The organism is Sinomonas cellulolyticus (assembly GCF_014656475.1).
GTDB lineage: Bacteria > Actinomycetota > Actinomycetes > Actinomycetales > Micrococcaceae > Sinomonas > Sinomonas cellulolyticus.
This window is the reverse complement of sequence record NZ_BNCM01000011.1, coordinates 1-11,411: the sequence shown is the minus strand read 5'-3', so window position 1 is coordinate 11,411 and position 11,411 is coordinate 1. Positions and strand designations below refer to the sequence as shown.

12 protein-coding genes are annotated in these 11,411 nt (G+C 65.6%); 3 read left to right on the top strand and 9 right to left on the bottom strand.

What is annotated here, in order from left to right:
- Nucleotides 1–10: 10 nt before the first annotated feature.
- The 8 genes from IE231_RS13370 to IE231_RS13335 all read right to left on the bottom strand — a co-directional run bounded on the left by IE231_RS13370 (nt 11) and on the right by IE231_RS13335 (nt 7,614).
- Nucleotides 11–1,315, bottom strand: coding sequence for an NAD(P)/FAD-dependent oxidoreductase (locus IE231_RS13370; protein WP_189694477.1), 1,305 nt, complete (start codon nt 1,313–1,315; stop codon nt 11–13).
- Between the two features lies 1 nt (nt 1,316).
- The gene (locus tag IE231_RS13365; protein WP_189694476.1) at nt 1,317–1,640 is read right to left on the bottom strand and encodes a 2Fe-2S iron-sulfur cluster-binding protein; all 324 of its coding nucleotides are present in this window, start codon (nt 1,638–1,640) and stop codon (nt 1,317–1,319) included.
- A 29-nt stretch (nt 1,641–1,669) separates the two neighbouring features.
- Entirely contained in the window at nt 1,670–2,437 is a 768-nt protein-coding gene (locus IE231_RS13360) for an SDR family NAD(P)-dependent oxidoreductase (protein WP_189694475.1), read from the bottom strand.
- The gene (locus tag IE231_RS13355) at nt 2,430–4,307 is read right to left on the bottom strand and encodes a PEP-utilizing enzyme (protein WP_189694474.1); all 1,878 of its coding nucleotides are present in this window, start codon (nt 4,305–4,307) and stop codon (nt 2,430–2,432) included. The genes IE231_RS13360 and IE231_RS13355 overlap by 8 nt, the downstream gene beginning before the upstream one ends.
- 48 nt (nt 4,308–4,355) lie before the next feature.
- Nucleotides 4,356–5,483 (bottom strand): PEP/pyruvate-binding domain-containing protein, encoded by a 1,128-nt coding sequence (locus IE231_RS13350; protein ID WP_229866949.1) that lies wholly within the window; start codon nt 5,481–5,483, stop codon nt 4,356–4,358.
- A gap of 10 nt (nt 5,484–5,493) precedes the next feature.
- Nucleotides 5,494–6,837: a cytochrome P450 gene (locus tag IE231_RS13345; RefSeq protein WP_189694473.1), complete on the bottom strand. Its 1,344-nt coding sequence runs from the start codon at nt 6,835–6,837 to the stop codon at nt 5,494–5,496.
- Nucleotides 6,838–7,004: 167 nt separating this feature from the next.
- A complete protein-coding gene (locus IE231_RS13340) occupies nt 7,005–7,202 on the bottom strand; it encodes a hypothetical protein (protein ID WP_189694472.1) in 198 nt (65 codons plus the stop codon).
- A gap of 19 nt (nt 7,203–7,221) precedes the next feature.
- Complete coding sequence (locus tag IE231_RS13335; protein WP_189694471.1) at nt 7,222–7,614, bottom strand: hypothetical protein; 393 nt, start codon at nt 7,612–7,614, stop codon at nt 7,222–7,224.
- Nucleotides 7,615–7,695: 81 nt separating this feature from the next.
- Here IE231_RS13335 and IE231_RS13330 point away from each other — a divergent pair, with 81 nt between their 5' ends.
- Complete coding sequence (locus IE231_RS13330; RefSeq protein WP_201896930.1) at nt 7,696–8,385, top strand: AMP-binding enzyme; 690 nt, start codon at nt 7,696–7,698, stop codon at nt 8,383–8,385.
- A gap of 149 nt (nt 8,386–8,534) precedes the next feature.
- Here the strand turns inward: IE231_RS13330 and IE231_RS13325 are convergent, their stop codons facing one another.
- Complete coding sequence (locus IE231_RS13325; protein ID WP_229866948.1) at nt 8,535–8,957, bottom strand: cytochrome P450; 423 nt, start codon at nt 8,955–8,957, stop codon at nt 8,535–8,537.
- A gap of 320 nt (nt 8,958–9,277) precedes the next feature.
- Here IE231_RS13325 and IE231_RS13320 point away from each other — a divergent pair, with 320 nt between their 5' ends.
- Nucleotides 9,278–10,375: a DUF262 domain-containing protein gene (locus IE231_RS13320; protein WP_189694470.1), complete on the top strand. Its 1,098-nt coding sequence runs from the start codon at nt 9,278–9,280 to the stop codon at nt 10,373–10,375.
- Nucleotides 10,375–11,034 carry an MAE_28990/MAE_18760 family HEPN-like nuclease gene (locus IE231_RS13315; protein ID WP_189694469.1) on the top strand — a complete coding sequence of 220 codons (660 nt, stop codon included), beginning with the start codon at nt 10,375–10,377 and terminating at the stop codon, nt 11,032–11,034. Before IE231_RS13320 ends, IE231_RS13315 begins: the two co-directional genes overlap by 1 nt.
- Nucleotides 11,035–11,411: the final 377 nt, after the last annotated feature.

Sequence of the window (11,411 nt, the reverse complement as noted above, 5' to 3'; positions counted from 1 at the left end):
GCAGGGTCGCTCAGGCGGGCACATCCTGCGCGTCGCGCTGGACCGCGAGGGTCTTGAGCTGGACGTCGGGTGCGGCGTCGCGGACGGCGGCGGCCGGGATGTTCTGGCCCTTGGTGAGGGCGTTCTTGACGGCCATGAAGTCGAGCGGGGCGTCGACGCAGTCGGCGGCGATGACCTGCCCGTCGCGGTAGTACAGGACGGAGAACTTGCCGCGTTCGTCGTCCCGCCGCACCACGGTCTCGTCGAAGCCCATGGAGAGGCCGGCGATCTGGAGCTTGAGATCGGCCTGGTTGGACCAGAACCACGGGATGCCCGCGTAGTCCTCGCGCCGGCCCATGAGGGAGTACGCGGCCACCTTGGCGTGCTCGATCGCGTTGTTGACGCTCTCGAGGCGGATGCGCTCGCCGGCGGGGGAGCCGGGCACGGGGTTGGGCATGTTGGCGCAGTCGCCCACCGCCACGGTTGTCCCGTCGGAGGCGAGGGCGTGGGAGTCCACCACGATGCCGTTGTCCACGGCGAGGCCCATCTGCTCGGCAAGTTCCGTGTTGGGGATAACGCCGATGCCCACGAGTACGATCTGCGCGGGCAGCACGGTCCCGTCCTCGAGCTCGACGCCGGTGACCGCGCCGTCGCTGCCCGTGAACCGGGCGATGCGCGCCTGCAGGCGGAGGTCGAGGCCGCGGGCACGGTGCGCGTCAAGGAAGAACTCGGCGGTCTCCTCGCCCACCGCACGGCCCACGAGCCGGGATCCGTGCTCGAGCAGCACCACGTTCTTGCCCATCTTCTTCAGGCTCGAGGCGGCCTCGAGGCCGATGAACCCGCCGCCCACCACCACGACGTCGGTCGCGTCGCCCACCATAGCCTTGAGTGCCAGGGCGTCATCGGCGTTGCGGAGGTAGACGACGCCGGCCAGGTCGGCGCCGTCGACCGCCATCTTCCGCGCGCGGGCACCCACGGTGAGCGCGAGCCGCTTGAACGGGAACTCGGCGCCGGACGCGGCGACCGCGACGCCGGAACCGTCAGGATTCTTCTCCACGCGCACGATCCGCTGGTCCTTGACGATCGTGACGTTGTGCTCGTCCCAGTACTCGGCGGAGCGGAAGATGAGCGACTCGTTGCCCACCTCGCCCTGGAGCCACTCCTTGGAGAGGGCGGGGCGCTGGTAGGGGCGGTGGTTCTCCTCGCCGAGGAGCGTGATGGGCTCCTCGAAGCCGAGCGCGCGGAGCGAGATGGCGAGCTGGACGCCGGACTGGCTCGCGCCGATGATCAGCAGGCCCGTCGGGGCGTTCTCTGACCCGTTCTCTGACGCAGTCATCTCACACCTGCGTTTCCGGGGTGGTCACGTACAGGTCCATCCCCTCGGTGAGCTTGAGCTGGCAGGAGAGGCGGGAGTTCTCCTCGCGGTCCACGGCGGTGCCGTAGAGCATCTCGTCCTCCATGGGCTCCATGGGCGGGAGCTCGGAGAGGCAGTCCTCGCGGACAAACACGTGGCATGTGGCGCAGGAGAGCGATCCGCCGCACTCGGCGACGATCCCCGGCACGCCGTTGCGCACGGCGGTCTCCATGACGGAGTCGCCGGGGCGTCCCTCGATGTCCCGGACGGTGCCCTCCGCGTCGGTGTAGTGGACGGTGGTGGTCATGTTCGCTGCTCCTGGTGGGTACGTGAGGTCTAGATGAACTGCCGGCCGCCGTCGACCACGAGGGTCTGGCCGGTCATGTAGGAACTGTCCGGGCTGGCGAGGAAGAGCGCGGCGCCCACGATGTCCTCGGGCTGGCTGGCCCGCTTGATCGAGCCGCGGTCCACGCCGTACGTCGCGGCGTTCTCCATGAGTCCGTAGCTGGCCTCGGTGAGCGTGAAGCCGGGGGCGATCGCGTTGACCGTGATGCCGCGCTTGCCGAGCTCCTTGGCCATCACCCGGGTCAGGGCCACGACCCCGCCCTTGGACGCCACGTAGTGGGCCCACTGCTCGGAGCCGGAGTAGATCGTGGCGCTCGAGAGGTTGATGACGCGCCCGCCGTCGCCCAGGTAGGGGCTGGCCGCGCGGGTCACGAGCCACGGGCCCTTGAGGTTCACGCCCATCACGAGGTCCCACTCGGCCGGGTCGATCTCCTCGAGCGGGCTGCGGGTCACCGTCGCGTAGATCGCGGCGTTATTCACGACGACGTCGATGCGGCCTCCGCCGAACTCGGCGGCTTCCGCGGCCATCGCCTCGGTGGACGCGACGTCGGTGACGTCGACCTTGAGGGCGATCGCCTCGGTGCCCTGGCTGCGCAGGATCTGGGCGGTCTCCTCGGCGCCGGCGGCGTTCACGTCCGCGACGGCCAGCTTGTAGCCGCGGGAGGCGAAGCCGAGGGCTAAGGCCCGGCCCAGCCCCCCGGCCGCCCCCGTGATGAGGGCGAGCCGAGGGGACTGGGACGGTGTCTGCTGCTCAGACATGCGCCGGCTCGCCGTGCTCGTGCGAGTGGGCGCCGGGTCCTTCGACAACCGGAGCGTCGAGGATCTCGACCGTGCCCTTCGTCCCGTCGACGCGAAGCCGCTGCCCGGTGACGATCGTCGTCGAGGCCGAGCCCGTACCGGTGACGGCGGGGAGGCCGTACTCGCGGCACACGATGGCCGCGTGGCTCATCATGCCGCCGATGTCCGTGACGGTCGCGGCGATCTTGCCGAAGATCGGGCCCCAGGACGGCGCCGTGACGGGGGCGACGAGGATGTCGCCCTGCTGGACCTCGGAGAGGTGGTCGGCGTCCATGATCACGCGCGCCGGGCCCTCGACGACGCCGGGGGAGGCTGCCATGCCGCGCAGGCCGCCGCCCTCCACGGCCTCGCCCTCGCCCAGCCACTGCTGGACCTGCTCGGTGGTGATGCCCCAGAGCATGCGGGTGAACGGCTCGGTGATCGAGGCGGGAGGGGTGTTGAGCGCGGGGGCCGGCCGGGCGGTCTTGAGCGCGTCGACGATGGCGCGGCGGCGCTCGATCTCCTCGGGCCAGTAGCTCGGGCCGATCGGCTCGGAGGCGCCCACGCCCCACCAGGTCACGAGGTCGAACAGCGCGTCGCGGACCTCGTTGCGGGAGAGGTAGAGGAGGTCGTCGGGCTGGGTCCAGAAGCCCTCGGCGTGGAACATGCGGGAGAGCTCGCGGATCTTGCGCCAGAACACTCCCATGGTCCAGTGCTCGATGTAGAAGTTGTGGTTCTCCACGTACGGGTAGCACTGGGCGGCCAGGGCCCGCTTGCCGTCGAACGCGGCCAGGTTGTCGCCGTCGAGCAGCTCGCGGTACTCCTCGACGATCCGCTCCTTCTCGGCGATGAGGGCCTCGACCGGGCGGAGGATCTCCTGCCCCGCGTCCAGGCGGGCGATGTAGTCCTTGATGTAGTTGAGCGGGATCTCGGGGTGCTCGTTCCAGTACTTGTCGTGGCCGTAGAAGCCGTTGCCCACGGTGAAGTTGAACCACGGGTCGTGGGCCTCTTCCCACCGGGTGATCCAGTGCTCGCCACCCTCGGAGGCGCGGATCGCGCTCAGGGTCGCGTCGGCGTCGTCCGCGTTCTCGAAGGCGGACTGGATGCCGAGCTCGACGGCGAGGGCGGCGAGGCCCTTGAGCTCGTCGTCGGGGCGGAACAGCTCCATGTCCACGCCCTGGACCATCGTCGCGATGGACTGGTCGGGGATGTTCGGGAAGACCTGCTTGCAGAAGTTGAAGAAGTCCAGGTAGGCGATGTAGCCGAGGTTGAGGAACTCGAAGTGGTACTGCCAGTTCTGGTAGGCGAGCTGGATGAGGCGGTCGTAGTTTTCCATGAGGACCTCGGAGCCGTCCATGGCCTTGCCGGAGTGGATGTCCTCGATCGGCACCACGGCCGGGGGCTTGGCGAAGGTGATCTTCTCCATCTCGTCGATGGTGCCCTTGACCTTGGTGTGCCACTGCTCGAGCAGGCGCGGCCAGTTCTGGAAGTAGTAGCCCACGCGCTCCTCGAAGAGCGGCACCCGGGCCGGGATCTGGTCCTCGGGCACGGGGATGGGGCTCATGTAGAGGTAGCCGAGGTGGATGCGGAACTCGATGCCGTTCGCGTTGGGGATCATGAGGTGGCGGGCGTTGTACTGGCCCAGACACTTGACCGCGAACTCGCCGCCGATCGTCTCGAACGGCTTGAAGACGGTGGGCCAGTGCTGGCTGTCGCAGAACCAGAACTTGGCGTCCTCCTGCTCCTTGAGCTTGTCCTGGAACACGAGGTAGTAGGGGTACAGCTTCTCCCAGCCCTCGGCTCCGGCGGGGACCGGGAGCTCGGAGGGCTTCGGGAAGGACTTCATCGACATTGGTGTGTCCTGTCTTCGTGTTTCTTCGGGGGAGGGGGCGGGGTGGGGCTAGGCGAAGAGCTTGACGGAGTTCCAGCTGAAGCCGGACGACGCCGCGGGGCCGGCCGGGACGGTGGAGGTCGGCTCGGTCTTGGGCTTGGAGGAGTGGACCGTCTCGGGGCGGGCCTGCAGGAGCAGGAGGTTCTCGCCGTCGGGCAGGTCCGCGTCGAGGGCCCACTCGATGTCCTGCGGGCACTTATAGTGCTTCTCGGCCCGCTTCGCCAGGGTCGCTACCGCGCTGAGCTGCGCGTCGGTGAGGCAGCGGCGGGCGCGGCGCTCGGCGTCGACCTCGCGTTCCACGAGCTTGCGGGCGGCGAGGTCCGGGACCAGCTCGGCGTGCTTGTCGCCGAGGTGCTCGTTGATGAGCGTGAGGGTGACCTTGTCCAGGACGATGTTGTCCGGGGTGACCTGGCCGGAGACGACCATCTCGCCGACGCCGTAGCTCGCGTCGATGGTGATCTTGGAGCGGTCGCCGTTGGTGGGGTCGAGGGTCATGGCGACGCCGGAGGCCTTCGCGTTGACCATCTTCTGCACCACCACCGCCATGGAGAGGCCCTCGTTGGGGATGTTGTTCTTGAGGCGGTAGATGATGGCGCGCGAGGTGTAGAGGGAGGCCCAGCACTTGCGGATGTGCTCGCCGACAGCGGAGAAGCCCTCGAGCCACAGGTAGGTGTCCTGCTGGCCGGCGAAGGACGCGTCGGGTAGGTCCTCCGCTGTGGCGCTCGAGCGGACCGCGACCGGGACGGGGGTGTCGAAGCGGGACTGGAGCGCCTCGTAGGCGGCGACGGTCTGGGCGCGGGCCTCGGTCGGGATGGGGCGGGACTCGATGTCCGCGCGGATGGTGGCGGAGACGGCGTCGACCTCGGCGACGTCCTCCGGGTTGAGGCCGGCCAGGAGCGCGTGGATGTGGTCGGTGATGCCGGCCTCGTGCATGAACGCGTCGAACTGGGCGGTGGTCACCACGAATCCGGGCGGGACGGGCATGCCCGCGGACGTCATCGTGACGAGCGAGGCGCCCTTGCCGCCGAGGTTGGCCAGCGTCGGCTCGGTGCCGCCGTCGAAGAACTGGATGTACTCGGTGTCCTGCATCGCTGGTGTGTCCTGCATTGTCGTGGTCTCCATGATGGTTGCGCTCATTGGGTCGTGCTCACTCGGTCCAGCTCACGGGCACCGCGATCGGGACGCGGAAGGAGAGGTTCTCGCGGAACTCGATGCTCTCCGGGTCGTCCACGGTGAGGTGGGGGAGCTTTGCCGTCATCTCCTCGAGGGCGATCTTGGCCTGGAGCTTGGCGAGCATGTTGCCGAGGCAGTAGTGGATGCCGAAGCCGAAGGAGAGGTGCTCCCGGGCGTTGGGGCGGGCGATGTCGAAGAGCTCGGGGTCCTCGAACTTGGACTCGTCGCGGTTGGCGGAGCCCATCACGAGGAGGACGCCGGAGCCCTCGGGGATCTTCACGCCGGCGATCTCGGCGTCCTTCGTGGCCTTGCGGCGCCAGGCGACGATCGAGCCGGAGTAGCGGAGTACCTCGTCGATCGCGCCCGGGATCTTCTTGGGGTCCTCGACGAGCTGGGCCCAGATCGTGGCGTCTGCGGCGAGGAGGCGGACCGCGTTGGAGATGAGCGTCGTCGTGGTCTCGTGGCCGGCGAAGAGGAGGCTGTAGCAGACCGAGGCGATCTCGTGGTCGGAGATCTCGGCGCCGTCCTTCTGGGCCTGGACGAGGTCCGCGACGAGGTTGTCGCCGCCCTCGGCGTGCGCCTTGGCGACGAGCGCGAGGCAGGCCTGCCAGTACTCGACGAGGTTGTGCGCGTGGGGGATCTGCTCCTCGTCCGTCATGTCGCCCCACGTCATGGCGGCGCGCGAGTCAGACCAGCGCTTGTAGTCGTCGATGCGGCTGATGTCCTCGCCGATGAGGGTGAGGATCGTGATGGTGGGGACCTCGTAGGCGAGGTCCTTGACGATCTCGCCGTGGTCCGTCCCCTTCGCGATCATCGCGTCGAGGCGGTCGGCGACGTTCTGGCGGATGAAGGGCTCGAGGACCTTGAACCGGCGCGGCGTGAAGGCCTTCTGGACGATGCCGCGGATGCGGGTGTGCTCCGGGGGGATGCGGGCGGAGAGGCCCGAGTAGGCGGTGAAGCCGCCCTCGTTCATGATCTGGGTGGCCTGCGGGCCGCGCTTGCGGACGGGGGCCTGGGCGTTCTCGGAGGAGAAGGTCTCCCAGTCGTCGAAGACGGCCTTGATGTCGTCGTAGCGGGTGACGACGAACATGCCGATCCGCTCGTCCCACATGACCGGCTCCTCGGCGCGGAGGGCAGCGTACGCCGGGAAGGGGTTCTTCATCTGGAACGGCTCGTAGCCGTGGTGGGTGGCGTTGTGCGTTGTGGCGTTGGCGGCCGACGGCGCGTGGCCGGCTCCAGCGGGCGCCGTACCCGTGTCGGCACCCGCCTGAGTGCCGAATCCGAACGGGCAGCCGGTTCCCTGAGTCTCCGGTGACATCAGCACTCCTTGATCTGGTGGCCTTCGGCTCGGCGGGGGGCCGGGCCTGTGCGTCTGGATCCAGTGTGGCCCCGATCACCGGGGAGTGCAGTGGGTCACCTTCCACTCAGTGGAAGTGGAGTTTCTTGGCGGATGCTTCGTCAGGCATCCCGTCAGGGTGGCCATCGCTAGGAACTGGTGCGAGGCTCCTCGTTGGCCAGATCGATGATCCACTGCGGCGTTTTGATGTGGAGGCGCTTGTCGAGCGTGACTCGGGCTTGGGCCGCAGCGATCTGGACTCGGCGGTCGTAGCTGGCTGGCGAGAATGTGCGCTGCGGGCGCGGTTTGCCGCTCGGACGGTCTTCCGTGCTGCGGGTGGTGCCCATCGCCCCTTGTCCCCTCAGATCAGGCTTCATTCTCCTGCCTCTCATTGTCGCGACCTCTGGGGGCATCGTCTATGTCGTCCTGAACCGCATCGATCGGGTCTTCGGTGGCGCTCCTCAGGAAGACGAATTCCTCAGTGGAAGCCAGCCGGCTCCCGCTCAGCACATAGATCGCGCGCTGGCCCATGAGGGCTTGCGCCGGCCTGTCCGAGAGCGCTGCGTCCATGGCCCATTGCGCTCTGCGCCACCACTCGGCCCGGTTGTCGGAACGGCGCCTCTGCCAGAGCGCGGCCGTGGCAATGACGCCAGCGACCGCAGCGGCGATGAGCGGTGCAAATGCGGCCCAGACCTGCCAAGGCTGGGCCGGTGCTTGTTGGAGGACGATCGCGGTGATGGGTGGCGGCGACGGATTCACCTTCGTCACGCTAGGCATAGGCGCGAGCCTGCGCATGCGGTGACTCGTGTATGTGGATAACGCTTCTTCCAGCCAGCGCACGTGGGCCGGACCCGTGGCTCGGGCGTGAGCACCGTCGGCCGCCCGCTCGACCCAGCCCTGAGCGCCCGGGTGGGCCGGGTGTGGGGGGTGATGTTCGACTTCGACGGCTGCCTCCTGCTCTCCGACCAGCCGAGTGGCCTGTTCTTCTGGGGCGACGAGGACGGGGCCAAGTACCGCGGCTCCTACTTCGAGAAGTTCCCGGGCGTGTGGGTCCAGGGCGACTGGATCACCGAGACCCCGCGGGGGGCCTTCGTGGTGCACGGGCGTTCTGATGCGACGCTGAACCGCCAGGGTGTGCGGCTAGGCTCCGCGGACATCTACAACGCGCTCCAGCACGTCCCCGAGGTCAGAGACGCGATGGTCCTGGGGATCGAGGAGCCCGGCGGGGGCTACTACATGCCGCTGTTCGTGGTGCTGGACGACGGCGTCGAGCTCACCGAGGAGCGCAAGGCCAAGATCACCGGGACCATCCGGGAGCGGACCAGCGCCCGGCATGTCCCCGACGAGGTAATCGCGGCGCCCAGGGTCCCGATCACGCACGCGCTCAAGAAGGTCGAGGTTCCGGTCAAGAAGCTCTTCGCCGGGATGGACCCGAGCCACGCCGTCAACCGGGGCTCCCTGGCCAACCCGGATGTCGTGGTCTGGTACGAGGAGCAGGCCCGGGCCTATCGGGCGCGGGCGCAACGTTAGCGGATGATGTCAGCCTTGAGCAGCTTTATGGCGCGGGCGTAGTCGGCGCGGGCCATGTCGAGGGCCACCTGCACTTAGTGCTCGTAGCGGATGGCTGCCTTGTGCCAGTCCTGGTGAACCCTTCGGAGGTCTTCACTCAGTGAACAGTCCTACAAAACTTGCTTTGTGGTGGGGATGCGGGCGGAGAGGCCGGAGTAGGCGGTGAAGCCGCCCTCGTTCATGATCTGGGTGGCCTGGGGGCCGCGCTTGCGGACGGGGGCCTGGGCGTTCTCGGAGGAGAAGGTCTTCCAGTCGTCGAAGACGGCCTTGATGTCGTCGTAACGGGTGACCACGAACATGCCGATCCGCTCGTCCCACATGACCGGCTCCTCGGCGCGGAGGGCGGCGTATGCCGGGAAGGGGTTCTTCATCTGGAACGGCTCGTAGCCGTGGTGGGTGGCGTTGTGGGTTGCGGTGGGGGCGGACGACGGCGCGTGGCCAGCTCCAGCGGGCGCCGCACCTGTGCCGGTGCCGCCCTGGGCGCCGAACCCGAACGGGCAGCCTGTTCCCTGAGTCTCCAGTGACGTCAGCACTCCTTGATCTGGTGGCCTTCGGCTGGACCTTGGGGCCAAGCCTGTGTGTCTTGATCCAGTGTGGTCCTGATCACGGACATGTGTGGTGGGTCACCTCCCACTGAGTGGAAGCAAGGTTGTTGGCGTATCGCATGGCCGGCCTGCACATTACGCTGGCCGGTCCGGGTCCGAGTCACCGCGCAGACCTCACCGGCGGCCAAGGCCGGAGTCGCATCTGGATCTAGCCACCTGAGACCACATGCAGCGAATGGCCGTGGCCTCCCACCGGTAGCATGTGACTAAACCACCATGATTGGATACGTAAGGGTTGGTGATGCGCTATGGGCGATCTTGAATCAGAGCTCGAGGCGGCGAGGCGAACCGTTTCAACGGACAGCTACCCGATGAGCGTCGGTGAGCTCACTAACATGTATAGCGAAGGCGATCTCATAATCCGTCCACCCTTCCAAAGGCTCTTTCGCTGGGACGAGGATCAAAAGTCGAGGTTGATTGAGAGTATTCTTATCGGAATACCCCTCCCCTCGATCTTCGTCGCTCAGGATGAAGATGGGCGTTGGGAACTGGTCGATGGACTCCAGCGGATCAGCACGTTGCTACAGCTCCAAGGCTTGCTCGATAAAGAAGGCTTCCCGGCCCTTACGCTGAGGGCAACGAAGTACCTTCCGTCTCTCGAAGGACTCATGTGGGACGATAGGGAGGACGCGGCAGAGGCTTTGAGTCCCGCGCAGCGGCGCGATATCAAACGTGCCAAGGTTGATCTCAAGATTGTGCAGCGAGAGTCCGATCCGAAGACAAAATTTGACCTCTTTCAGCGTCTCAATTCCTTCGGGTCGAAGCTTTCGAACCAGGAGATTCGCAACGCTCAGCTTGTTGGAGTCAATCCCGAATTTGTAGAGTGGATCGGCCGTCTCGCGGCCCACGAATCCTTCGGCGCCCTTCTGCGCCTCCCCGAGGGCGACATGCAGAGGAAATACGACGAGGAGCTTGTGCTTCGGTTCCTCTACCTCCATGCGATGTCGGACAAGGAGATCGAAGGTATTCGCAACTTCCAGGACGGACTGCAGGAGTTCGCGATAGATCTGGCGCTCAAGTTCACCCAGGAATACAAGGAGCAAGCAGAACGGGTCTTCAAGAAAACCTTCGACCTCCTCAGTGCGGCTGATGAAAAAATCTTTGGGCGGTGGGACGGTGCGAAGGGGGACTTCAAGGGCGGATTCCTGAATTCATCGTTCGAAGCGCTTGCAATCAGTCTTGGTTTCCTCCTCCGGCAGGGGACTGATATTCGCACAGATCTTCGCGATTGTGCCATCGAGTTTTGGCAGCTTCCCGCTATGAACGCAAGGTTTGCCACGGGTAAGTCTACGGAGGCTAGGTTAAGCATGATGGTTCCTGTGGGGCGAAAGATTATCAGTGCCTGATGGCGAAGATTCGGTCGGTCGAAGCGCTGGATGATGCGATCTCCACGGAGGTTGCGTGGCGTAAACAGGAGCTTACGACCACACTCAAGGTAATTCAACAGTCGACGGGGAACGCCCGTAGGGCCAATATCAGGTCCGGCGTGGTTATTCTTTATGCTCATTGGGAGGGGTGGGTCAAAGTAGTAGCCCAGCTCTATATCCGGTACGTCAACACGCAGCGCAACTCTTATGAGAAGCTTAGTGATGCCTTTCTCGGAAACGCGTTGAAGACGCGAATGGATGCCGTTGCAATGGCTGCAAGGCCTCTGACGCACAATGAATTCGCTTCATTTGTTCGAAGCGGCCTAGCAGAAAGAGCATCCCTGTCCGAAAGCCTAGTGCGCTCGGAGAGCAATCTGTCGTCGAGCGTGTTCTTCGAAATCCTTGAACGCCTGGGGCTGGAGAGGAACCAGCTCTATTCGCTACGCGCAAACATGATCGATCAGGAGCTCGTTCATCGGCGGAACACAATCGCTCACGGACAGCACTTAGAACTGGGACTCGATGAGTTCCAAGGTCTTCGCACGAAGACCATGGAGCTTCTGGAGCTGTTTACGGATCAAGTTCGCAATGCTGCCTCTACTGGCGATTACTTAGCCCAACCGGCGAATCAGGCGTAAATTCTCGATGCCTCGGATTAATAGGCACCACAAGGCTTTTCGCGTATCGTTTGAAATCGTCTTGTGACGCAGGGCCTTGAGGTGCTCGTAGCCGGGCTGTAATGGGTATTATCTACGCGTTAATTTGAACACAAAATTTCAGCGTATTTATGATTTTCCCTCACGGATGGCCGCGGGAGGACGTGCCACTGCCCCATAAGCATGTAAACATGTTCCCCTACGGTTATTCATTCTCGTCCGGCACACGCCCTGATCAGGACGCACAGTTCGCGCGCCGCGAGAGGTCTCATGTGCTGGGAAGCGGCTATAGGGGGTCTTCGACTTTGAGCGTGGTCCCCTTGGGATGGAAGGGGCTCGCAGTCCTGTGAGGATGGGTG

Excerpts from the sequence above, each read along its gene's own strand:
- IE231_RS13370 (WP_189694477.1), bottom strand. The coding sequence starts at position 1,315 with ATGACTGCGTCAGAGAACGGGTCAGAGAACGCCCCGACGGGCCTGCTG.
- IE231_RS13365 (WP_189694476.1), bottom strand. The coding sequence starts at position 1,640 with ATGACCACCACCGTCCACTACACCGACGCGGAGGGCACCGTCCGGGAC.
- IE231_RS13360 (WP_189694475.1), bottom strand. The coding sequence starts at position 2,437 with ATGTCTGAGCAGCAGACACCGTCCCAGTCCCCTCGGCTCGCCCTCATC.
- IE231_RS13355 (WP_189694474.1), bottom strand. The coding sequence starts at position 4,307 with ATGTCGATGAAGTCCTTCCCGAAGCCCTCCGAGCTCCCGGTCCCCGCC.
- IE231_RS13350 (WP_229866949.1), bottom strand. The coding sequence starts at position 5,483 with ATGAGCGCAACCATCATGGAGACCACGACAATGCAGGACACACCAGCG.
- IE231_RS13345 (WP_189694473.1), bottom strand. The coding sequence starts at position 6,837 with ATGTCACCGGAGACTCAGGGAACCGGCTGCCCGTTCGGATTCGGCACT.
- IE231_RS13340 (WP_189694472.1), bottom strand. The coding sequence starts at position 7,202 with ATGGGCACCACCCGCAGCACGGAAGACCGTCCGAGCGGCAAACCGCGC.
- IE231_RS13320 (WP_189694470.1), top strand. The coding sequence starts at position 9,278 with ATGGGCGATCTTGAATCAGAGCTCGAGGCGGCGAGGCGAACCGTTTCA.
- IE231_RS13315 (WP_189694469.1), top strand. The coding sequence starts at position 10,375 with ATGGCGAAGATTCGGTCGGTCGAAGCGCTGGATGATGCGATCTCCACG.